Annotated in this window: 25 protein-coding genes; 11 read left to right on the forward strand and 14 right to left on the reverse strand. The window is 32.2% G+C overall.

All coding sequences use genetic code 11. The annotated features are described in order from the left end of the window. From dcuS to nagB, 4 genes are all read right to left on the reverse strand, one after another. Window positions 1-1581, reverse strand: coding sequence for a DcuS/MalK family sensor histidine kinase (gene dcuS, locus ACSUE0_RS08610; RefSeq protein WP_119614935.1), 1581 nt, complete (start codon window positions 1579-1581; stop codon window positions 1-3). 439 nt (window positions 1582-2020) lie between these two features. Beyond that, window positions 2021-2569 carry a 6-phospho-3-hexuloisomerase gene (gene hxlB, locus ACSUE0_RS08615; RefSeq protein WP_436956978.1) on the reverse strand — a complete coding sequence of 183 codons (549 nt, stop codon included), beginning with the start codon at window positions 2567-2569 and terminating at the stop codon, window positions 2021-2023. Window position 2570: 1 nt separating this feature from the next. Then, window positions 2571-3203 carry a 3-hexulose-6-phosphate synthase gene (gene hxlA, locus ACSUE0_RS08620; RefSeq protein ID WP_029377852.1) on the reverse strand — a complete coding sequence of 211 codons (633 nt, stop codon included), beginning with the start codon at window positions 3201-3203 and terminating at the stop codon, window positions 2571-2573. Window positions 3204-3315: 112 nt separating this feature from the next. Next, on the reverse strand, window positions 3316-4044 hold the full coding sequence (gene nagB, locus ACSUE0_RS08625) for a glucosamine-6-phosphate deaminase (RefSeq protein WP_119614933.1): 729 nt from the start codon (window positions 4042-4044) through the stop codon (window positions 3316-3318). A gap of 366 nt (window positions 4045-4410) precedes the next feature. Between nagB and ACSUE0_RS08630 the strand changes: the two genes are divergently transcribed. The 5 genes from ACSUE0_RS08630 to ACSUE0_RS08650 all read left to right on the forward strand — a co-directional run bounded on the left by ACSUE0_RS08630 (window position 4411) and on the right by ACSUE0_RS08650 (window position 7830). After that, window positions 4411-4770 carry a YojF family protein gene (locus tag ACSUE0_RS08630; RefSeq protein ID WP_017723530.1) on the forward strand — a complete coding sequence of 120 codons (360 nt, stop codon included), beginning with the start codon at window positions 4411-4413 and terminating at the stop codon, window positions 4768-4770. Window positions 4771-4781: 11 nt separating this feature from the next. Beyond that, window positions 4782-5447, forward strand: coding sequence for a bacillithiol biosynthesis deacetylase BshB2 (bshB2, locus tag ACSUE0_RS08635; protein WP_436956981.1), 666 nt, complete (start codon window positions 4782-4784; stop codon window positions 5445-5447). A 14-nt stretch (window positions 5448-5461) separates the two neighbouring features. Then, window positions 5462-6340 (forward strand): GTP cyclohydrolase FolE2, encoded by an 879-nt coding sequence (gene folE2 / locus ACSUE0_RS08640; protein ID WP_039068917.1) that lies wholly within the window; start codon window positions 5462-5464, stop codon window positions 6338-6340. 298 nt (window positions 6341-6638) lie between these two features. Further along, window positions 6639-7385 (forward strand): transcriptional regulator, encoded by a 747-nt coding sequence (locus ACSUE0_RS08645; RefSeq protein WP_436956983.1) that lies wholly within the window; start codon window positions 6639-6641, stop codon window positions 7383-7385. 106 nt (window positions 7386-7491) lie between these two features. Next, a complete protein-coding gene (locus ACSUE0_RS08650) occupies window positions 7492-7830 on the forward strand; it encodes a transcriptional regulator, SarA/Rot family (protein WP_119614485.1) in 339 nt (112 codons plus the stop codon). Window positions 7831-7989: 159 nt separating this feature from the next. On the opposite strand, the gene ACSUE0_RS08655 is transcribed toward ACSUE0_RS08650, so the two are convergent. The 3 genes from ACSUE0_RS08655 to tadA all read right to left on the reverse strand — a co-directional run bounded on the left by ACSUE0_RS08655 (window position 7990) and on the right by tadA (window position 10039). After that, on the reverse strand, window positions 7990-8556 hold the full coding sequence (locus ACSUE0_RS08655) for an NADPH-dependent FMN reductase (RefSeq protein WP_119614486.1): 567 nt from the start codon (window positions 8554-8556) through the stop codon (window positions 7990-7992). A gap of 18 nt (window positions 8557-8574) precedes the next feature. Further along, window positions 8575-9447 (reverse strand): Cof-type HAD-IIB family hydrolase, encoded by an 873-nt coding sequence (locus ACSUE0_RS08660; RefSeq protein WP_107531586.1) that lies wholly within the window; start codon window positions 9445-9447, stop codon window positions 8575-8577. 100 nt (window positions 9448-9547) lie between these two features. Further along, window positions 9548-10039: a tRNA adenosine(34) deaminase TadA gene (tadA, locus tag ACSUE0_RS08665; RefSeq protein ID WP_042363241.1), complete on the reverse strand. Its 492-nt coding sequence runs from the start codon at window positions 10037-10039 to the stop codon at window positions 9548-9550. Between the two features lie 64 nt (window positions 10040-10103). Here tadA and ACSUE0_RS08670 point away from each other — a divergent pair, with 64 nt between their 5' ends. Both ACSUE0_RS08670 and ACSUE0_RS08675 read left to right on the forward strand, forming a co-directional pair. After that, the gene (locus ACSUE0_RS08670; protein ID WP_119614487.1) at window positions 10104-10721 is read left to right on the forward strand and encodes a deoxynucleoside kinase; all 618 of its coding nucleotides are present in this window, start codon (window positions 10104-10106) and stop codon (window positions 10719-10721) included. Further along, window positions 10714-11376 (forward strand): deoxynucleoside kinase, encoded by a 663-nt coding sequence (locus tag ACSUE0_RS08675; RefSeq protein ID WP_017723521.1) that lies wholly within the window; start codon window positions 10714-10716, stop codon window positions 11374-11376. Before ACSUE0_RS08670 ends, ACSUE0_RS08675 begins: the two co-directional genes overlap by 8 nt. A gap of 75 nt (window positions 11377-11451) precedes the next feature. On the opposite strand, the gene ACSUE0_RS08680 is transcribed toward ACSUE0_RS08675, so the two are convergent. The 3 genes from ACSUE0_RS08680 to ACSUE0_RS08690 all read right to left on the reverse strand — a co-directional run bounded on the left by ACSUE0_RS08680 (window position 11452) and on the right by ACSUE0_RS08690 (window position 13193). Then, window positions 11452-11841 (reverse strand): hypothetical protein, encoded by a 390-nt coding sequence (locus ACSUE0_RS08680; protein ID WP_119614488.1) that lies wholly within the window; start codon window positions 11839-11841, stop codon window positions 11452-11454. Between the two features lie 81 nt (window positions 11842-11922). Beyond that, window positions 11923-12615: an HAD family hydrolase gene (locus ACSUE0_RS08685; protein ID WP_119614489.1), complete on the reverse strand. Its 693-nt coding sequence runs from the start codon at window positions 12613-12615 to the stop codon at window positions 11923-11925. 302 nt (window positions 12616-12917) lie between these two features. Further along, window positions 12918-13193, reverse strand: a complete 276-nt coding sequence (locus ACSUE0_RS08690; RefSeq protein WP_119614490.1) for a DUF1648 domain-containing protein — start codon at window positions 13191-13193, stop codon at window positions 12918-12920. 140 nt (window positions 13194-13333) lie between these two features. On the opposite strand from ACSUE0_RS08690, the gene ACSUE0_RS08695 reads away from it, so the two are divergent. Then, entirely contained in the window at window positions 13334-13552 is a 219-nt protein-coding gene (locus ACSUE0_RS08695) for a hypothetical protein (protein ID WP_119614491.1), read from the forward strand. Between the two features lie 151 nt (window positions 13553-13703). Here the strand turns inward: ACSUE0_RS08695 and ACSUE0_RS08700 are convergent, their stop codons facing one another. Both ACSUE0_RS08700 and ACSUE0_RS08705 read right to left on the reverse strand, forming a co-directional pair. Next, window positions 13704-14780: a branched-chain amino acid aminotransferase gene (locus ACSUE0_RS08700; RefSeq protein WP_017723516.1), complete on the reverse strand. Its 1077-nt coding sequence runs from the start codon at window positions 14778-14780 to the stop codon at window positions 13704-13706. A gap of 508 nt (window positions 14781-15288) precedes the next feature. Then, window positions 15289-16251 (reverse strand): NAD-dependent epimerase/dehydratase family protein, encoded by a 963-nt coding sequence (locus tag ACSUE0_RS08705; RefSeq protein ID WP_119614492.1) that lies wholly within the window; start codon window positions 16249-16251, stop codon window positions 15289-15291. A 440-nt stretch (window positions 16252-16691) separates the two neighbouring features. Between ACSUE0_RS08705 and ACSUE0_RS08710 the strand changes: the two genes are divergently transcribed. Then, on the forward strand, window positions 16692-17333 hold the full coding sequence (locus ACSUE0_RS08710; RefSeq protein WP_119614493.1) for a FusB/FusC family EF-G-binding protein: 642 nt from the start codon (window positions 16692-16694) through the stop codon (window positions 17331-17333). A gap of 66 nt (window positions 17334-17399) precedes the next feature. Here the strand turns inward: ACSUE0_RS08710 and ACSUE0_RS08715 are convergent, their stop codons facing one another. Beyond that, window positions 17400-18290: a LysR family transcriptional regulator gene (locus tag ACSUE0_RS08715; RefSeq protein ID WP_119614494.1), complete on the reverse strand. Its 891-nt coding sequence runs from the start codon at window positions 18288-18290 to the stop codon at window positions 17400-17402. Between the two features lie 123 nt (window positions 18291-18413). On the opposite strand from ACSUE0_RS08715, the gene ACSUE0_RS08720 reads away from it, so the two are divergent. Further along, window positions 18414-19589, forward strand: coding sequence for an MFS transporter (locus ACSUE0_RS08720; RefSeq protein WP_119614495.1), 1176 nt, complete (start codon window positions 18414-18416; stop codon window positions 19587-19589). Window positions 19590-20060: 471 nt separating this feature from the next. Here the strand turns inward: ACSUE0_RS08720 and ACSUE0_RS08725 are convergent, their stop codons facing one another. Then, a complete protein-coding gene (locus tag ACSUE0_RS08725) occupies window positions 20061-20993 on the reverse strand; it encodes a helix-turn-helix transcriptional regulator (protein ID WP_436956989.1) in 933 nt (310 codons plus the stop codon). 80 nt (window positions 20994-21073) lie between these two features. Here ACSUE0_RS08725 and ACSUE0_RS08730 point away from each other — a divergent pair, with 80 nt between their 5' ends. Then, a complete protein-coding gene (locus tag ACSUE0_RS08730) occupies window positions 21074-21715 on the forward strand; it encodes an FMN-dependent NADH-azoreductase (protein ID WP_436956991.1) in 642 nt (213 codons plus the stop codon). The last annotated feature ends 64 nt before the right edge of the window (window positions 21716-21779 follow it).

A 21779-nucleotide genomic window follows, 5' to 3' on the forward strand; every position in this document is an offset into this window, starting at 1 on the left:
TCAATCATATGGGATTTCAACTATAAATTTAGTGCGTCCATCCAAATCTTTATCGACTTTAATCGAGCCATTGAGCTTCTTAACACTTTCTTTTATTAAATATAGACCATATCCCCTATTATTACCTTTTGTAGAGTAACCTTTTTCGAAGATTTTATGTTGCATATGTGGTGTTAGACCTTCCCCAGAATCCGTTATATCAAATTTTAACTTTTGTTGTGTATAGTTTAAATTAACTTTAATTATTTTGTCATTCTGATGCTCTAAAGCATCTATACTATTATCAATTAAATTACCAATTACGGTAATAATTTCATGTGTTAATCGACTATCACGAGGTTCGGGAACCACTTCATTTATATGAATCGTTAATTCTATATTTTTCTCTCTAGTCAAACTCAATTTACCAATTAGAAACCCTGCCAATGCTGCATCTTTAATTTGTGTAGCAATATTAACATTTTCTTGAGCACTATAACTCACAATTTCTCGAATATATTGTTTTACTTCCTCATAATTTTCCATTTGTAACATGCCCATAATAACATGTAACCTATTACTAAATTCATGAGATTGTGCTCTTAATGTTTCCGCATAAGTTTTCACCCCAACTAGCTGTTCAGATAATCTATTCATCTCTGTCTTATCTCTAAAAGTTGAAATTGCGCCAACGATTTGGTTATTAACATATAATGGTACTCTGTTAACCAATATTTTCACGCCGTTAATATTTTGTTCATCATCAACTTGAGGTTGTCCAATCTCTACCACTTTATCTAATTGCGTTGAATCCAAATATTCATTTATTTTCATGCCAATTGGATATGCAGCTAACCCCGCTCTTTTAAATATTTGTATAGCTGATTTATTTACCAAATTAATTTTACCTTCTCTATCTACTGCAACGATACCTTCATGTACAGATTGCAACATCGTATTTCTTTCTTCTAATCGTTTTGCAATAATTGCAGGTTCTAAACCATGTAGTATCTTTTTAATATATCTTGCTAATAAATATGCACCTACAATACCGAAAAACAAACCTATAATCAGACCAATACAAATATCTTTCATTCCCGATGCAAATGCTTCATTTACAGTTTCAATTGGAATGCCAACTGCGACTAAACCAATCTGTTCACCATTGTCATAAATTGGGGTAAACGATCTTAACGATTTGCCTAAAGTTCCTTTAGATTCAGTTATGATTTCTTTACCTTTTAAGGCTGGGGATTCATCTCCTCCTTGAAACTTTTTACCTATTAAATCAGAATTGGGATGCGATTTTCTTATACTATTCATATCCATAACAACAATAAAACTGACATCTGTAGCTGATTTAATTTCTGAAGCATAACGCTGTATTTGTTGCTCCTTACTTTTATCTTTCAAACCTCTTTTGACAATATTCGATTGCGCCGTTGTTCTAGACACAGCTTCGGCCTTCTCTTCAGCAGTTTTATGAATAGAGTTTTTAACTGTATTACCTATCAAAATACTAGTAATAACTAAAGAAATTAGCACAACAATACACACAAAAATAATAATTATTGTACTTAATTTCCATTGTCGTTTCTTCAAACATCTCACCTTCATCTCATTAGATGCTAAAACATCAATATATCCTAGCTTTATATTATTAACCATGCCTAATTGGTTAGAATTTTTTTGTTAACCAAATTTATTTATTTTTATCTATTTAATCAATATTAAAATATATATACTTTTTTTGAAAGCCTTTACTTTTAACAAATCACAAAACAATTATAAATACGTTATATATTTATAATATAAATTCCAACGACATAATAAATATAAACAACCACTATTTTAATTATATCTTATCTCTACATATAAATAAGATAGTAATGTTAGTAGTAATATTATTAACTATAGTGTACAATTTAAAGTCTTATTTATTCACAAAAATTACGCACAAAAAAACTGCCAACAAAGTCGAAGACTTGTTGACAGTTAAAAGACGTTAGCGATTTATATGCTAACCTCTTGAACATCTTTATTATTCTAAATTTGCATGGTTTTGTTGCATGGTTTCTTCATCAATATTCAGTTCTGACATTAAATCTAAAACGATGCTGTCTAAGAATATTTGTGATGCTTGTTCGAATAAACTGCCTAGTGGTTGAGCCGAGCCTTCTGCATCGTATTTAGTACCCGCTGGCAACTCAATAATTGCATTAGTCAATTGACCAATTGGTGAATTTGGACTTGTCGTCAATAAAACAACTTCAGCGCCCACACTTTTAGCTTTATCAGCTAAAAGTTTCAAGTGTTCAGTTTTTCCTGATCCAGAAATAATTACAAATAAATCTTCTGAAGTGATGGAAGGTGTCGTGGACTCTCCAACAACATATGCATATTTGCCTAGTTGATTTAAACGCATGGCAAAACTATTTGCTACAAAGCCAGAGCGACCCTTTCCAGCAACAAAAACTTGTTTCGCTTTAACGACCTGTGCTAAAAAAACTTCAGCTTCATTATCTTTCACATGCGAAAGGGTATGGTCTAGTTCATCTAAGATTAGACGATAGTTTGTAATTTCAGTCATATTATCTGCCTTCAATCGCATCTTTACATTGTTTTGCAGCTTCTACCGGATCATCTGCATTAGCAATACCGCCACCAACTACAACTAAATCTGGGTCTTCTGCTACCACTTCTTTAATCGTATCCGGTTTAATACCACCGATTACCGCAACTTTAGAACTTTTAATTACTGATTTCACCTGGCGTAAACTTTCTAATGGTGATTCGCCCTCAGCCTGTAAATCATAACCAGTGTGAACTGCAATATAGTCCGCACCTAATTCATCTAATTCTTTTGCACGTTTTTGTAAATCTTGTACTGCTATCATATCGACTAATAATTCTTTACCATGTTTATGTGCTTCTTCTACTGCAGCCTTGATAGAAGCATCTTCAGCAACACCTAAAATAGTTACAACATCTGCCCCAAACTTCACTGCTTGGCTTACTTCATAGTCTGCTGCGTCCATAATTTTAAGGTCAGCTAAAACTTTAACGCCTTCAATATTATCATTTAAATGTTGTACTGCTGGTAACCCTTCATTTATCACAATCGGTGTACCAATTTCTACAATATCTACATAGTCTTTAACTTTATTTGCAAGCTCTGCCGCTTCCTCTTTGTTTAATAAATCAATTGCTAGTTGTAATTCCAAAATGATCATCCCTTCTTGAATTAGATTATCAAAGCCCTATTGGACTAAGCTTACGTTTTAAAATCTTACGCTTAAAATGTTTACCCTTTTCTGTATGATTAAAACTCAGTCACTATATCCTAGGTGCTGCATCATCATCAACATAAATTTCTACATTAGGATGTGCATGTAATATTGTAGCTGGCACATCACTATTCACTTCATTTTCAGCTAATTTCTCAATAGCCGCTCTTTTCTTCTCTCCAAATGCGAGTAAAATGATTCTCTGCGCTTTTAAAATTGTAGAAAGTCCCATAGAAATAGCCTGATTTGGTACTTCATCTTCATTTTCAAAATAGCGACTATTCGCATTAATCGTGCTTTCTGTTAAATTTACAACATGTGTTGCGCTATTCACATCTGTACCAGGCTCGTTAAAACCAATGTGCCCATTTTCGCCGATGCCTAATATTTGAATGTCTACTGGGCCTTGTTGATTTATCAAATATTCATAACGTTTTGTTTCTTCATCTAAATTCTCCGCAATTCCATTTGGAATATGAACTAATGACGGATTAAAGTGGGGATAACGTTTGAATAATACTTCGTTCATATATGTGTGATAACTTTGTACGTGTGTAGCATCAATACCAACATATTCGTCTAAATTAAACGTTTCTATTTGAGATACGTCTAACTTGTTTTTATTTAATAGCTCGACTAAAAATTTATAGACTTCGACCATGGTACCGCCTGTAGCTAACCCTAATTTACTATGACATTGTTGACTCATCTGCTTGTATAATTCACAAGCTACATAAAAAGAAGCATAACTTCTCGTTCCAAGATTTGTTATTTTCATAAACAAATGTCCTCCTATTAAGATGATCAAACTACTTTATACTACATATGATTACAACATATATTATACGTTTTTCTGATGCTTTTAAAAGAATTTGAATTTTATAACTCACATCATTTTATAGAATATAAATTATTTACAATAAAATGAGCAGAGTTATACATTTCTATTGCTGTTTTTAGTAAAATGGATAGATAATCAAAATTACAGTACAATTCTGGTATATAAAATTTACTTTTCAGGTAGCAAATGTACAAAAGTCGGTTTAAACTAGACTGTAGATATATTTTAGAGTACATTATTTGTACTAAATTTAAATCAAATGAATTTTGTAATGTTGGGTTTTGAAAGCAAGGAGGCAAAATTTTGGAAGAAATCAATCATGAAAAAGTACAATCTTTACTTTCTTCATATGAGCATAAACCTGTATACCTACATGTCGAAACAACAAATGGTGCTTACGCTGCACACTTTGACCAACGTGTATTTAATGCAGGAACCTTTTTAAGAAATATTCAAGTTACTTATGAACATGCGCAACTTAAAGGCGGCAACAAAGACCCTTTCCGTGTTGGACTCAAATTAAAAGATAACGGCTGGGTTTATGTTCAAGGGTTAACACATTACGAAGTAAATGAAAATGGCGAGTTTCTATTAGCAGGATTTAACTATGAAGGTCAATTAGCTGCTGCGTTAGAAATAAGTACTCAACCATTTAAAGCTTAAGGAGGCGTATTATGTCAGAGGAAAGCCAAGTATTAGTAATTTTTCCACACCCAGATGATGAATCATTCTCATCTGCAGGCACACTCGCACGTTATATCGACAATGGCGTTCCGGTCACTTATGCATGTTTAACACTTGGGCAAATGGGTCGTAATTTAGGTAACCCACCTTTTGCAACACGTGAAACATTACCGGACATTAGAGAAAAAGAATTAGAAAATGCTATGGAAGCAATAGGCATAACTGATTTACGTAAAATGAGATTAAGAGATAAAACGGTTGAATTTGAACCCCATGATGAAATGGATGCTATGGTTAAATCTTTAATTGATGAATTACAACCATCTGTGATTATTTCTTTCTATCCTCAGTTCGCTGTACACCCAGACCATGAAGCTACTGCTGAAGCAGTCGTAAGAACTGTTGGTCGTATGGTAGCATCTGAAAGACCACGTTTACAACTTGTAGCATTTAGTAATGACGCACCTGAAAAATTAGGTGAACCCGACATTCTAAATGAGATCAGTGATTATAAAGAGGTAAAACTTCGCGCATTTGAAGCACATGCATCACAAACAGGACCATTTTTAGAACAATTAGCAACACCTGATGTCCCTGGAGAAGTGCACAGTTTCTTAGAAGTAGAACCTTATTGGACTTATAACTTTGAATCTTAAGTGGAGGCAATAGCATGACAGAATTTGACTTATCTACTCGAGAAGGTCGTTGGAAACATTTCGGTTCCGTCGACCCTATTGAAGGCACTAAACCAACTGTAAAAGAAAACATGAAAGACTTGCAAAGCACGCATAAAGACTTCTTATTTGAAATAGAAGAAGTCGGCATTAAAAATCTTGTATACCCTGTACTTGTTGATCGTTTCCAAACTGCTGGAAATTTTAGTTTCTCAACAAGCCTTAATCAAGATGAAAAAGGTATCAATATGAGCCGTATTTTAGAAAGTGTTGAAAAACACTATCATAATGGTATCGAATTAGACTTTGACTCTCTTTATCAACTGCTACGTAGTTTACAAGAAAGCATGAACCAGAATGCTGCTGGCCTAGATGTATCAGCAAAGTGGTTTTTTGATCGACACAGCCCAGTAACTCAAATTAAAGCTGTGGGTCATGCAGATGTTACTTATGGTCTAGCAATAGATAAAAAAGAAGTAACGCGCAAGGAAATCACTATTCAAGCTGCAGTAACGACACTCTGCCCTTGTTCTAAAGAAATCAGTGAATACTCTGCCCATAACCAACGTGGTATTGTAACTGTCAAAGCATACATCAACAAAGATGTTGAGCTAGTAGACGATTACAAAGGGAAAATTCTTGATGCCATGGAAGCGAACGCAAGCTCTATATTATACCCTATCCTTAAACGTCCAGATGAAAAAAGCGTTACAGAACGCGCTTATGAAAACCCAAGATTTGTAGAAGATTTAATTCGTTTAATCGCTGCAGACTTAGTCGGTTTTGAATGGCTTGATGGATTCGACATAGAATGTCGTAATGAAGAGTCCATACATCAACATGACGCCTTTGCAAAATTAAAATATAGAAAATAAAATATAGCAATTTTAAAAAGTGTACAAAATGTCTGATTAGCATCGACATTTTGTACACTTTTTTATTTGCATATATAACTTAAATTTTATGTACCTGTATTGTAAGCTGTGATTTATTAAATTTTAGTATGTTAGATTAAAATTTTAACATTCACTTAGAATCAACTTCTCTATTTTAAAAAAATAAATATTAACATTTAATTTTAACTAATGTTCTATATATGATTTCCATATTAAAATGATTATGCTAGTAACTTTAAATCAATTTTTATTCGATAAGTGTGGGGTAATGTTAAAGATGGACTATAGAATTAAACTTCATAAACTTATAAAAAACACAGATTATAATCTAAGTACACCGCACTTTTTAAATATTTATTGGGTCTCCAAAGGCAATGTCACATTATTAAAAAATGACATATTTGAACAATATATTTCTGGTGATATTTTTTACATCCATGACTATGAATATATCGAGCTTATATCTATCGATGCTGACTTACTTTGTTTGTCAATAAACAACTATCATTACATAAATGATACTGAACAAACGATATCTAAAGGAATAGATACACATCTTGAAGATAGAGAGCATCATATATTAAAATCACAATTTACAAATATTTTTGTAGCTTTAGAGGAAGAATGCCATGTGCCTGTGGAGACGTTCTTATCACTTTTAACAACGATACATACATTAAGCGTATGTAACAATCAACTTGGCTATGAATCAAATAATTATAAATATGCGCTAATTAAAAATGTAACAATTTACATCCACAACCATATAGAAGATAAGTTAAATTGTCAGCAAATTGCCGAAGTATTTTTTGTGAATTCTAGTTTTTTATCTCGAACTTTTACAATGATTGTGGGTAGTACGTTATCACAATACATTGTTGCTGCAAAAATTCATTTTTCAAATTGTTCATTACTGAATGGAGATACATTAGATAACGTATGGAAAATATATAAATTCCGTACGTTTCAAAATTATTTACAACAGTTTGAAAAGGTTAAAGGCTATGCTCCCTATCAATCTTGAAATAAATAAAACTTATTAAAGGCATAGTCAATCTGGATGTGCACTATAAAGTGAACCAATAAGACAAATCTTTATACAAAGTTTAAAAAGAATTGAGAGGGAAATTATGAATACAATTTATTATGAAGAAAATAGAAATACAATTAAACGAGCCCTAAAGAAAAATTTAGACATGTCATTTTTAGAAATTGTCATTCTAGAAAAACTGAATTATCTCAACAAAGAAAAAATAGATGCTGTAGAACTTAAAAAGCATTTAAATATTGAAAACACACCTATTTCGGTGCAAATTAATCATTTAAGTAACTTAGGATTGTTTAAAAAATCAAGAGACATTTATGATGAAAGACGCATCTTCTTACATGATATAGATTTTCCGAAAATAGAATCTATTATTAAGCAATATCATTTAATCGTCGATACGATATTAAATAGAAAAGGCTAATCAACCAAGTTTATTATATAACTAATGGGCTGGAACGTATAAATGTTCCAGCCCATTATTGTGATGTAATGTATTATATCGGTCTTTGCGCCCTTTTATAACTATTTTACGCTAATTAATACCACCGTTTTCGTTCATAAATGAAATGACATTCTAAACTTATTTTAAATGTTCGTAAGGGCTATTTTTAACGAATGAGATTATTTGATCTACAAATAAACGCGCACGTAATTGGAACTCTTCATTATCTAAGTATAATGTACCATCTTCAAGTTTTTTATAATCTGTATCATGCGTAGCGATTTGCGTTGGCACGGCAATACCTAATAACGTTCTAACAATCAGTCGTAAATGTGATAATGGTTCAGAACTTACAATACCACCACTATTACCAATCAAGCCAACTGGTTTCATTTTAAAATCATCCATTGTTAAATGATCTAATGCATTTTTTAAAATACCAGAATATGAACCATGGTAATTCGGACTGCCTAACACAAAGAAGTCTGCTGCTCTCGCTTTTTCCTTTAATATGTTTAAATTGTTTTTATAATCTTCACTTGGTTGTGAAGCGCCAGATACATCAAGTTGATGGATTGGGTGCTCTGCCAAATCGAAGATATCAACTTCAAAGTCATGCTCTTCAAAATGACCTTTTAAATATTTTGATAATGCAGTAGTATGCGAACCAAATTTCGCGCTACCTACTATAATTAAACCTTTCATTTATTACTTCACCTCATACTATTTTTCGTTATTTTCCTTAAGTAGTTTCATAATCGCCTTACCAACGCCACTTTCTTCATTAGAGTCTGTTGCGTATGTTGCTACTACTTTTACTTCTGGCGCAGCATTATCCATGGCTACAGAATAACCTACACGTTCAAGCATTGAAATGTCATTCATGTTATCACCGATTGCCATAACATTTTTCATGTCAATATTTAGTCGTTCAGCAATTGTTTCTAAAGCTATACCTTTTTGTGCATCTGAATGAGTAATTTCAATATTACCCCTAGATGATGATGATATTGCAAGACTTTCTGATTGAGCTAACTTTTCACTGACGCGGTCAATTTTTGATAAATCACTATCAAACGCTAAAATTTTCATTACAATTTCACCTGGCGTATCTTCAATTTTGTCATAATTATCTACCACTTTTAAAGTGCCGTTATCAATACGCTTTTGAATACCAGCTTTAATCTTTTCTACATCTGCATGTTGTCCTGCTCGTTCAGCAATATCTATATAAATTTCTAAGTCACGTTGCGGATTTTCTGTATAGATACCTAAGTTTGTATACACTTGGTAATAGATATCTTCATTCTTGAGTTCATGCGTAATTCTATTGATTAATTCGCGGTTCAAATTAGAAGTGCTCATGATATTAAATGATTCATCTCTCACTTCTGCACCATTCAAACAAATATAGGGCATTTTTAAATCTGTTTGATTCACGGGTGCGTTCGCCTCATAAAAAGCACGGCCTGTTGCTATAACAACAGTAATACCTTGTGACTGCGCATATTTAATGGCTTTAATATTTTCCTCGGATATTTCATGTGCGGCATTAAGTAACGTACCATCCATGTCAGTAGCAATTAAGTTTATCATTCGTTTACCTCGTTCCCTTCTTAGATCGATTACACAAATTTAATTACATCTCATTCTCATTTGCCATAATTTTGTAACATATTCTTATTCTACCAAAAGTTTAGTTATTTGTATTATCGGCTGTTTGTATGATTTTTTTCTTCTTTCTAATATTCCTAAAAAATTCAGTCAATAATTGACTACATGCTTCTTCCATTACACCTATTTCTACTTGTGCACGGTGATTAAATCTAGGTTCTTGTAAGAGGTCCATCAGACTACCCGCACATCCCCCTTTGGGATCTTTTGCACCATATATCACATGTGGAATACGGCTCATCACAATTGCACCAGCACACATAACACAAGGTTCTAAAGTCACATAAAGTTGGCACTCTTCCAATCGCCAACTTTTTAAGAGCTTCGATGCTTTTTGAATAGCAAGATATTCTGCATGTGCGGTTGGATCTTTTTTTGATTCTCTTAAATTGTGTGCTCTTGCAATAATTTCATCATTCTTAACAATCACAGCGCCAATAGGTACTTCACCTATATCGCCAGCTTTTTTAGCTTCTTCAATCGCCATTTTCATATAAAATTGGTGATTTGTCATGTGTCTCACACACCTCACATATGGTACAATATTTAATGTCTATTTTAACATTGGAGCGGAAAATATGAAAAAACATTTTATCGCAATTGAAGGCCCGATTGGAGTCGGAAAGTCTTCTTTAGCACATAAACTCAGTCAAACTTATAAATATTACGAAGAAAAAGAAATTATTACAGAAAATCCTTTTTTATCAGATTTCTATGATGACATTTCAAAATGGAGTTTCCAAACAGAAATGTTCTTCTTATGTAATCGGTATAAGCAATTTCAAGATCTTGCTTTAATTGATAATGGAATTGTTAGTGATTATCACATATATAAAAATAAGATATTTGCAAATAATACCTTAACCACATCAGAATATAATAAATTCTCAAGAATCTACGATATTTTAACCGAAGATTTAGAAATGCCAAATATTATCATCTTCTTAGATGCTGATTTAGCAATGCTAAAAACACGTATTGCACATCGTAATCGTAGCTTCGAACATCAAATTGCAGATGATTATTTATTAAATCTAAAGCGTGACTATAATGCATATTATGAATCTCTTAAATCAGAGGGCGCACGTGTTATACGAATCGATACTACTCAACTTGACTTTGTTAAGTATGATAAAGATTATAATTATATTTTAGAATTAGTGAAACCACTTATTGGAGGACATGAGCATGAATAAATATGGTATTCCACAAGATGCTGTAATTACTATCGCTGGTACAGTAGGCGTTGGTAAATCAACCTTAACAAAGGCTTTAGCAGAACGCTTTAACTTTAAAACTTCATTTGAAAACGTCGATAATAATCCATACCTCGATAAATTTTATAATGACTTTGAACGTTGGAGTTTCCATTTACAAATTTATTTCTTAGCAGAACGCTTTAAAGAACAAAAACGTATGTTTGAATACGGAGGCGGTTTTATTCAAGATCGTTCTATTTATGAAGATGTTGATATTTTTGCCAAAATGCATGAAGAACAAGGAACAATGAGTCCTGAAGACTTCCAAACTTATTCTGAGCTGTTCAACGCTATGGTAATGACACCTTACTTCCCTAAACCAGACGTCTTAATTTATTTAGAATGTGACTATGAAGATGTGATTCAACGAATTAAACAACGTGGTCGTCAAATGGAAATTGAGACAGATGTAGCATATTGGCAAAAGTTATTCCAACGCTATGAAGATTGGATTTCCGAATTTAACGCGTGCCCTGTGGTTCGTGTAAACATTAATGAATATGACTTACACGAAGATCCCGAATCATTAAACCCAGTTATCGATAAAATACGCCATGTCATTGACACATACCGTAAAGTTGATCAACGCTAGACTCTAACTTTGCATAAAAAGTCACTCCCACTAAACTTTTTAGTCGGAGTGACTTTTTTATTCGGGTATCATAATTTATTCAATATGACGTCGATAAATGATTTTTTCAATTTCATCTTCTGTCACATATTTACTATAGTAATATTCATCTGTTTGTACTAAACCAAAGGTGCTAGCCTTATCTTGGTCTTCGGTACCAATATATAATTGTCCTTCAGTATCTTGATAGAGGTCAAACACAGCACCACCGTACCTCGCTTCTTGGTACAGTGCATACAGTTCATCTATATCATCGCGCGCAACATGTTTAAAATACAACGTGTGTGCCGTATAATTTGTTGTATTTGCTTCAAAACCATGCGCTAAAGCTCGCTCGTCTTCAGTGACCAATACAACTTCATTACTAATAATTTCCACTACTTTATAAGTTTCACCTTGATAATCGGCGTATTTACCATCAATCATCTAATCACCTCGACACTTATATTAAATAAAAAAAATCATAATATACGTTACGTATATTATGACATAATTTAGTGGTTAAGCCTATTGATTTATTATTTTCACAACATCATTTGCAGTTTCTACTATGTAATCTGCATTTGTAAATTCTTGTTCTAAACCGACGCCTGTTAACACTGCGATTTTCAAGCCTAATTTCGCATTAACACCTGTTTGCATATCATTTGCAGTATCACCTACAATAGCTACATCTTTAGGCGCTACATCATAATGATCAAATAACGGATTAAGTACTTCTGGATTTGGTTTTTCAACTGCGTTTGCTTCTGTTGAAATAACCACATCAAAGAAATGATCGAATTTCGTAATTTCTAGAAACTGCTCCACACCTTTTTTAGAATCACTTGTTACAATTCCCATCTTATAACCTTGGCGTTTCAATGTTTCGAGTGTATCCTCAATACCTTCTACTAAGACATTTTCTGGAACACGATTATCTACAAGTGTTTGGCTTCTACTTTGTGCCCATTCAGTAACATCTTGACCTGCAATATCACAGAATGCTTGAACCATTTCATCTAAGGCACCTGAAGCCATAATCGTACCTGGTTGAATTTCTTCATCTACTACACCTAAATGTGCATACGCTGCCTCTCTATCACCAATTTCATCTTGGTAAACTTCCATAAAATCATCTACAAGTTGTAAACCAATCTTCATCCAACTACGGTCGAAATATATGATTGTGCCATCTTTATCAAATAAAATCCATTTCATCGCTAGAACAGCTCCTATAGTTTCACACTATCTTTGTTTTTAAAACCTATTTTATTTTAATATAAAACTAACTCTGTATACAAATAATGAAACTGCATTCGTTATATCATTTTCGTTTGTTCTTATAGTCGTTCACTACCAACCATATTAAGGTTACTCCAATAACTATAGCAAAAGTCACAAACTGAAAGATGACTAAATGTATCGATTCACCTTTGATATTATAGATATCCATTACTCCCTTTAAAGAAATAAATAAAATAATTTCAAAGTTCAAAATAGCAACAAAAGTTATATGCGTTTTAATCGCCTTTTTTTGTCGGTTGTTTTCCTGTTAATTTAATATCTATATTTACTAATTTCGGATAATATTTATATAGTGAATATATTAAAACCCATATCATTAAACCTATAAATGGTATCAAAAACAATGAATGTTTATCCCCCCATCCGTCTGGATGATTATATAAGTCATAGTGAATTGGTACCGTTTTAGGCAAAGTATTATAATTTATCCACGTATATAGCATTAACAAAATAATCATAATAACACTGGCAATGTTCAATATTTTATTCACGTCTATGATCCTTTCAAAAAACAACTTATACTTCACTAATAATTGTGTTAAATACTATTTTTTCAAATATTTAAAGTTATAAAAAGTTGTGTTAGTATTTAAATATGAATGTATTTTCTTTTAAAAATTAGTTTTGTTTTATGGGTTACGCAATTACTTTTATTGTTGTTGCAGGATTAATCGGGTTATATTTTGCTAAAAGAGAAAAACAAATGTCTCCATCTAGTTGGTTTAAAGGCGTTGGCGTCATTATAATTTCTATGATTGTCGTTAGTGGATTTTATCACATCGATGATATACAAAAAGGTGCTAAAGATGGTATGAAAGAGGAAAATCAATCCCAGTCATCTTCAAAATAATAATTATATTGGAATATATTTTATCAAATCATACATAAAGTGAGGCTGAGACATACATTGATATGTCTCAGCCTCAAATATTATATTAGTTATTAAAATTTACTCACATAATTTAGATTACTGTTCAATAATCATTATATTATTGTGTGTTTTAATATCTTGGTACAACGACTCTCCAGCCTTGTGGATCTTCAAGTTTACCACTTTGGATGCCAGTATAATTATCGTATAAGTTTTGAGTAACTTCCCCAGTTTCATTATTATTAATAACGATCTCAGTTTCACCATATTTCAACTGACCTACCGGAGAGATAACTGCTGCTGTCCCTGTACCAAATACTTCTGTTAATTCACCTTTATTGTGTGCTTCAATAAGTTCGTCGATAGATACTCGACGTTCTTCCACTTCGTAGCCTAAATTTTGCGCTAATTCAATCACAGTTTTACGTGTAATACCTGGTAAAATACTACCATTTAGTTCTGGCGTTACAAGTTTACCATTTTCTACGAAGAAGATATTCATACTACCAACTTCTTCTACATATTTTTGTTCAACACCATCTAACCACAATACTTGATCATAACCTTGTGCTGATGCATTCGTTTGTGCTAATAGGCTAGCAGCATAGTTACCTGCAACTTTTGCATGACCTACACCACCACGAACAGCACGCACGTATTCATCTTCTACATAAATTTTTGTTGGACTTAACGACTCCCCACCATAATATGAACCTGATGGTGACAAAATAATTAATAATTTATATGAATAAGAAGGGCGTACGCCTAAAATACCCTCTGTGGCGAAAACATATGGACGTATGTATAACGATTGACCTTCACCTTCTGGTACCCAATCACGTTCTATATCTACTAATTGCTTTAACCCTTCTAACACTGCCTCTTCATCAACTTTCGGCATATCTAATCGCGCCAATGAATTATTAATACGTTTAAAGTTCTCAGAGGGACGGAATAAATCTACCTCACCGTCATGCTTGTAAGCTTTCAAACCTTCAAATACTGCTTGACCGTAATGTAAGGCTTGTGCTGCCGGAGAGAGTTCAATTGGTCCATAAGGCACAATCTTTAAATCATGCCATCCTTGATCAATATCGTAGTCGAAACTTAACATATAATCTGTGAAATATTTCCCAAAACCTAAATCGCTTGGATCCGGTTTTTCTTTAAGTGTTTCTCGTTGTACAAATTCAATTTTTTCTGACATGATTTTTCCTCCTAATGGTATTTCTGTGAGTATTACATTAAATTATATCAATCCAACGAGTGCTGTTCAATAATTTTCAAAAAATTTAAAATAAAGAAATAATAAGGGAGAGAAACAGAAATCAATTTTCATACGCTGTTTCCGTTGTATTTAACCTCTAGTTATAGCAACGGAAAATTAAAAAATTCAAATAATAAATATACATGAATTAAAGTTTATGGATAATTAGCATTAATTTTCATCATTGATAATAGTACTTTAAAAAATGGTGTTTTAGAATGGATTCATTTCCTCTTATCTTAATATATTTATTAATAAAAATAGCGTAAACATGTTATCAAATTCAAAATTTTGACAACATATCCACGCCACATTAGACTTTCTATACACTTAACTGACGAAAATACATAGTATTTAGTTTTAATTTATAACAGCAAATGCTCCATTTTTAATCATCATCACTGCTGTTTGAATTTTTAAATCCTATTGAATAATAGCTGATCTTGTTTTATCTTACTTCAGCTGTTTCTTTACCTTCGATAGCATCTAACATCACTTTAGTCATTTTGTTTAAATCGTATTGTGGATCAAAGCCCCATTCTGCTCTTGCACAACTTACATCAATACTATCTGGCCAACTATTAGCAATTGATTGTCTCACTGGGTCTACATCATAGTCTAATTTAAAGTCTGGATAATATTCTTGAATTGCTGCTTTAACCATTTCTGGTTCAATACTCATCGCACTTAAATTATAAGCATTACGGTTTATTAATTTAACTCCGTCTGCTTCCATAAGTTGGATAATAGCGTCGATCGCGTCTTCCATATACATCATATCCATAAATGTGCCTTTTTCAATAAAGCTTGAATAATGTCCTTCTCTTACAGCTTTAAAATAAATATCGACTGCATAGTCAGTTGTACCGCCACCAGGCTCTTTAATATGTGAAATTAAACCTGGGAATCTTACACTACGTGTATCAACACCAAACTTTTCAAAGTAATACTGACATAACAATTCACCTGCAACTTTATTCACGCCATACATTGAAGTTGGACGCTGAATCGTTACTTGTGGTGTATTAACTTTAGGTGTTGATGGACCGAACGCACCAATAGAACTTGGTGTGAAGAATAATAAATCATGTTCACGTGCAACCTCTAAAGCATTCATTAATCCGCCCATATTTAAATCCCATGCAAACAAAGGATTTTTTTCAGCAGTAGCTGATAATAAAGCAGCCATATGCATAATCGTGTCTGGCTTAAATGATTCAACAAGTTCATTCATACGTGCTTTATCAGTCACATCCAATATTGCAAATGGACCATTTGCAATTGCAGAATCAGCTTCTGGCTCTTTAATATCAGTAGCTAAAACATTATCATTGCCATATAAAGTTCTACACTTTACTACTAACTCAGTTCCTATTTGTCCTAATGCACCAGTAATAATAATTTTTTTCATATTTATATCTCCCTTGTATATTACAGAAATTGTAATGTATTTTCCCAGTGTACAATACCCGTATTTTCAACAATATTATACTATAAAAACGCTTTTTTGTATACTTTGAGTGAACATTTGCTTTGAATTTTAGCAGTGTAAATCGCTAATGTCTACTATTCAGCCATTACATTCTTCACTATTTCTAGTTGTTATATCTCTATTTAATATAAAATTCGTCTAGTAAATGATGAGAATTTCCAACATTTGACACACATGTCATATGTTGGTATAAGTTATTTATTAAGTATTTATGGAGATGGTAATATGTTGCATACAAATGCTACATTGTTAATACAAAGTTCTCGATTAAAATAGTCGATGCTTTGTAGAATTTTTTCTTTTCACAGGGCATCTATATTATGCATGCAGTTATTAAAATGTGAGAGGAATATCAAATTATGGAAAAACAACTATACCCTTATCAATTTAATTATATAAAAGAACGTATCGCACATTTAATCAATGTGTATAATTCAGTTAATGACCTTAATACTATCGCTTCCATCCAAGAGACTACACGTGAACAAATTCTCAATACGTTTCAAAGAGTAGATTCTTCTATTCAATTAGAAATTGAAAAGTTGATGAATTACCAATTATCAAAAATGCAAGCTGAAAAAATATTAAGTACACTTCAAGGTTATGTGTTGCCTTTCGAGCATCCTTCTAAAAAACAAGTAGATAAAGTTTTTAGAAAAGTAAAGAAATTGAAAACACCACTTATCAGTAATGAAGTGCTATTAGAAAGTACATTTATTGGTTGGAACGATGTTGCTTCCAATAGAAAATATATAATCTATTATAATGATTTTGGAAAATTAGATGGTTTTTATGGGGATATTTCAAACCAAACAGTTAAAGGCTTTTGTTCAATTTGTAATAAGGAGTCTCGTGTCACCTTATTCATGAGGAAAACACGCACCACTAGTGATGGACAATACACTAAAAAAGGTGATTATATCTGCTTCGATAGTACGGTTTGTAATCAACAAATCTCTGATTTATACTACTTTTATCATTTTCTCAGTAAAATACAATAATTAAAAAGCAGAACCTATAAGGACTTCAATGTCACCTTATAGGTTCTGCTTTATTTTTGCGATTATTCATTTTCTTAAATATTCTATAAACGTCTTTATTGTTTGTTCATTAGTTCTATCTGATTGTGTAAGTGCCGTAAAATAAATATAATAATCGAACGGCGCCCCAATAGGTAACATTTCTATCAAACCATTCAATATAAACGGATCATCTTCCAACATCAAACTTGATACAATACTTATTCCTAAACCCTCTGACACAGTTTTAATTAACACACTTGGATTATTGGTACGGAACACAATTTTCAATGGACCATTGTCATCTTCAAATTGTTTGAAATTGTGATGGTAGAAATTGCGATCGTACAAAACAAAAGGATATTCACTAATCGCCTTCATATCTACCGTCTTCTGCAATGATAATTTTGATTTTTTAGGCACAATCAACCTAAAATCTGTAGCAATATTCAATGAATGCGTTACAATGTGCTGCCCAAACTGTTCATTTTCAGCTTTACCAATCAATCCTATATCAACTACCTGAGCTTCAACCATTTTTAAAATTTCATCTCTATCACTTTCGATTACTTCCACTTCAATATGTGGATAATCTCTCTTAAACGCAGATAATGCTTTAGGAATAATTTTATTGAATAGTGTAGGAATCGTTGCAATTTTTAATGAACCCTCGATATTAGAATGCAACGCGTCTACCTCAGATAATAATTCACTACGCGCTTCAATAATATTAATCATTAACGGAATCAGTTTCTTCCCAACTTCAGTTGGCAAAGTCCCTTTACGTGATCGATTAAATATTTTATATCCTACTTCTGATTCTAGATTTGCGATTGACTGACTCATCGCAGATTGACTGATATGCATAATATCTGCTGCTTTAACGATTGATTCCGTTTCATATATTTTTTGAATATAAGTTAATTGTTCAAAGTTCATTATCTCACCCCCTTTTACATAAGCAACACTTATATAAATATCATAAATTCTAATTTTACATTAGCGTATGTTAATCATTATAATATATAGTGCATGAAAAATTAATTAAAGGACGGTCTTCGTATGTATGATAAACTCTGGTCAAAAGATTTTATCTCCGTTACAATTGTAAATTTTTTAATGTATTTGATTCATTATACATTAATCGTTACAGTCACTATATTTACTATTGATAAATATCACGCTTCAGAAAGTATGGGAGGATTAGCGGCAGGCATATTTATTATCGGCATGCTATTCGGACGTTTGGCTTCTGGACGTGTGATTGACAATTTGCAACCCAAAAAAGTTCTGCTCTTTGGTATTATCTTTTCTATCATAACTGTTGGCTTGTATTTCGCAATTCATAGCTTGTTAATTTTAATGGTTGTACGACTATTACATGGAATTGCCTTTGGGCTATCTTCAACTGCAACCGGTACGATTTCATCAAGAATTATTCCAGAAAAGCGCAAAGGTGAAGGCATTGGTTATTATGCACTTAGTGTAACAACTGCATCCGCGATTGGACCATTTTGCGGCATAATATTAAATCAACAATTTGGTTTCCAATCTATCTTTATAGTTAGTCTTATCGTTATTATTGCCGCTTTAATTATGGCATTATTGATCAAAGGATTACCAAAAGTATCTGTACAAACATCTAATACTGAGAAAATCACAGGCGTAGCTGCATATATTCAAAAAGAAGCCCTACCAATTTCATTTGTTATTATTTTCGTAGGTATTGCTTATTCAAGTGTATTATCATTCTTAACAGTTTACACAGAACAAATCAATCTTGCTACAGCATCAAGTTTCTTTTTTATTGTTTATGCAGTGAGTACCTTTGTAACTCGGCCATTTACAGGTAAGATTTACGATAACTATGGTGAAAATAAGGTCATGTACCCTGTGTTAATCAGCTTTATCATCGGTCTAATATTATTAAGTTTAACCCACACAAGTATTTCATTACTCATTGCTGCAGTGTTTATTGGAATCGGCTATGGTACGATAATACCTACTGCCCAAGCCATTGCTATTCAACAATCACCTACAGATAAAATCGGCTTAGCTACATCTACGTTTTATATGTTTGCAGATTTCGGCGCAGGCATTGGGCCATTTGTGCTAGGAGTTGTCATTCCATTGATGGGATATCGAAATCTATACTTAACTATGTCAATTTTAGTAATTGTTTCGATAGTACTTTATTACTTTATGCATGGTAAACAACGTGCTCGTCAGCCGTATTAATATGTTCTAAATTATATAAAAAAAGGAAGTAATAATTTCATTACCTCCCTTCCAGAAGATAGACAAACTTTAGGTGATAGCTCCCCTAAGGTTTGTCTATTTAATATTTGTATAGTTATTTTTTTAAATAGCAGTGTTCTTTCAGACCAAAGTTAGTTCTTTTATCAATTGATTTATTTAACATAATAAACGCCGCTACCGTTTAATTTATATATTATGGTCTTTTCAGTGTAATATTAGCAGTGATTTGGGCCGAGTCCTACGGGAAGAGCACTAGCAGAAAACTACAGGCTGAGTCAGTGACCGCGGAAAGCATGCACAAAAAACAGCTAACAAAGTTGGAGAATTTGTCGACAGTTAGGCAGTGAGGTAATAATTTCATCACCTCACTCTCTTCATACATAACGGCATGTTATAATCACTTTTTATTCTATTGCTTATACAAGCTATCTTAATAACATACACATTTGATTATTCATATTTCTTTAAAATATTATTTAACTTCGTTATATAATTTCGTTTGAGTTGCTCCGGATAAACAATCTCCACATGTTCCCCTAGTGAAATTAAATAGTCAGTCATATAACCCAATTCTTCATTATTGTATCCACCTACAATGTAAGGGGTGTTTTTAATATATTCCAATTTCATATTCGGGTAGTTTTTCTTCAAAAATAATTCTACTCCAAAAGTCGTTAATTTGCATTTGAACGGTATGTCATTAAATGTTTCTTCGTGATGTTGCTTAATCTCCTCTAATTTTTGTCTAGAAAACGTGTCTCCATCTTCATTAGTCTCTAAATACACGATATAATCACAACGATATGTACCCCAAACATGTTTATTTAGGTCATAAGCACTACAGAACCATATCCCATTTCTATAAAACAAATCATAAATTTGAAGTTCTGTTTCTTCGTATTTGTATTGCGTATAAGTAATATAGACACTATTCTCATTCATAATCGATGTTAATATTTGATCTAAATAAACTGAGTTATTAATTGGTGCTACATTGTAATAATGAATATATTTTAATACTTTGGCAATATCATTTTGCTTTTGATCAGGTAGACTAGCAAATAATTTTTCTTTTATTTGCTTATAAGATTTTTCAAAGGGTGTCGTAGATAATATATCTAAAGCTTTAAGCGCAAAAAATATCGCCAAAATTTCATTATTATTAAAATAAATAGGTGTTAATAAATTTTGAGAAATTAATTTATAACCGCCATATCGGCCATTTTCTACATAAAGTGCCAAACCCATTGTTTCAAGTTCTTGAATATCTCTAAGTGCAGTTCTTTTAGAAATATTAAAAGCCTGCATAATATCTTTTAAATGAAAAGTAGATTTATTACTTAAGAAAATGAGTTCTTGATTAAGTCTTTCAGATTTTTTCATAATACCTCCTTCAATGGTGCCGTATTTAGACACCTTTAAACTTTATACTTATCTTATCAAATAACTAAGGAGTATGTACTATGAAAACTTTAATAATTAACGCTCATCCTAATTTCGAAAATAAAGATAATTTTTCTTACAAACTACAAAATATGTTTTCAACAAAATATAAAGAGACTTTTCCAAATGAAATACCAGAAATATTAAATCTATACGAAATTAATTTACCTCGTATAGAATCAACACAGTTGTTAAATATTTGGAACAAGCAACGTGAAAATGAATCACTGACAATAGAAGAACAACAAACATCTGATATGACATCATCTTTACTTTCACAATTTAAGTCACATCATAGAATAGTGATTATTTCGCCGCTTCACAATTTTAATATAACGTCTCGTTTGAAAGATTATATAGACAACATTATGACTGCACGCCAAACATTTAAATATACTTCTGATGGTTCAGTCGGCTTGATGACTGATAACTATAAAGCTCTATATTTACAAGCTAGTGGCTCAATTTATACAAACGATGATCGCTATAAACCTTTAGAATTTTCTTATCAATATCTACAAGCCATGTTTACAGATATTATGGCATTTGATGATTTTTATATTGCTCGCGCTCAAGGAACAGCAATATTACCTGAATCGACTGTTTTAAAAAATGCTGAAATCGACTTAGATCAAAATTTTACAGCTTTTTATGATTTATAATAAAAAATACAAATAGACTAAGTTTTTCTATGAAGAAATAATGGACTCCTTTTTAAAGTTTTTA

The sequence above is a fragment of the Staphylococcus sp. AS1337 genome, assembly GCF_051408735.1.
GTDB classification, from domain to species: Bacteria; Bacillota; Bacilli; order Staphylococcales; family Staphylococcaceae; genus Staphylococcus; species Staphylococcus xylosus_B.

Bases quoted from the DNA above. Each gene is read 5' to 3' on its own strand.
- hxlB (WP_436956978.1), bottom strand. From the start codon at position 2,569: ATGACTGAAATTACAAACTATCGTCTAATCTTAGATGAACTAGACCAT.
- nagB (WP_119614933.1), bottom strand. From the start codon at position 4,044: ATGAAAATAACAAATCTTGGAACGAGAAGTTATGCTTCTTTTTATGTA.
- bshB2 (WP_436956981.1), top strand. From the start codon at position 4,782: ATGTCAGAGGAAAGCCAAGTATTAGTAATTTTTCCACACCCAGATGAT.
- folE2 (WP_039068917.1), top strand. From the start codon at position 5,462: ATGACAGAATTTGACTTATCTACTCGAGAAGGTCGTTGGAAACATTTC.
- ACSUE0_RS08645 (WP_436956983.1), top strand. From the start codon at position 6,639: ATGGACTATAGAATTAAACTTCATAAACTTATAAAAAACACAGATTAT.
- ACSUE0_RS08650 (WP_119614485.1), top strand. From the start codon at position 7,492: ATGAATACAATTTATTATGAAGAAAATAGAAATACAATTAAACGAGCC.
- ACSUE0_RS08655 (WP_119614486.1), bottom strand. From the start codon at position 8,556: ATGAAAGGTTTAATTATAGTAGGTAGCGCGAAATTTGGTTCGCATACT.
- ACSUE0_RS08660 (WP_107531586.1), bottom strand. From the start codon at position 9,447: ATGATAAACTTAATTGCTACTGACATGGATGGTACGTTACTTAATGCC.
- tadA (WP_042363241.1), bottom strand. From the start codon at position 10,039: ATGACAAATCACCAATTTTATATGAAAATGGCGATTGAAGAAGCTAAA.
- ACSUE0_RS08670 (WP_119614487.1), top strand. From the start codon at position 10,104: ATGAAAAAACATTTTATCGCAATTGAAGGCCCGATTGGAGTCGGAAAG.
- ACSUE0_RS08675 (WP_017723521.1), top strand. From the start codon at position 10,714: ATGAATAAATATGGTATTCCACAAGATGCTGTAATTACTATCGCTGGT.
- ACSUE0_RS08680 (WP_119614488.1), bottom strand. From the start codon at position 11,841: ATGATTGATGGTAAATACGCCGATTATCAAGGTGAAACTTATAAAGTA.
- ACSUE0_RS08685 (WP_119614489.1), bottom strand. From the start codon at position 12,615: ATGAAATGGATTTTATTTGATAAAGATGGCACAATCATATATTTCGAC.
- ACSUE0_RS08695 (WP_119614491.1), top strand. From the start codon at position 13,334: ATGGGTTACGCAATTACTTTTATTGTTGTTGCAGGATTAATCGGGTTA.
- ACSUE0_RS08700 (WP_017723516.1), bottom strand. From the start codon at position 14,780: ATGTCAGAAAAAATTGAATTTGTACAACGAGAAACACTTAAAGAAAAA.
- ACSUE0_RS08705 (WP_119614492.1), bottom strand. From the start codon at position 16,251: ATGAAAAAAATTATTATTACTGGTGCATTAGGACAAATAGGAACTGAG.
- ACSUE0_RS08710 (WP_119614493.1), top strand. From the start codon at position 16,692: ATGGAAAAACAACTATACCCTTATCAATTTAATTATATAAAAGAACGT.
- ACSUE0_RS08715 (WP_119614494.1), bottom strand. From the start codon at position 18,290: ATGAACTTTGAACAATTAACTTATATTCAAAAAATATATGAAACGGAA.
- ACSUE0_RS08720 (WP_119614495.1), top strand. From the start codon at position 18,414: ATGTATGATAAACTCTGGTCAAAAGATTTTATCTCCGTTACAATTGTA.
- ACSUE0_RS08725 (WP_436956989.1), bottom strand. From the start codon at position 20,993: ATGAAAAAATCTGAAAGACTTAATCAAGAACTCATTTTCTTAAGTAAT.
- ACSUE0_RS08730 (WP_436956991.1), top strand. From the start codon at position 21,074: ATGAAAACTTTAATAATTAACGCTCATCCTAATTTCGAAAATAAAGAT.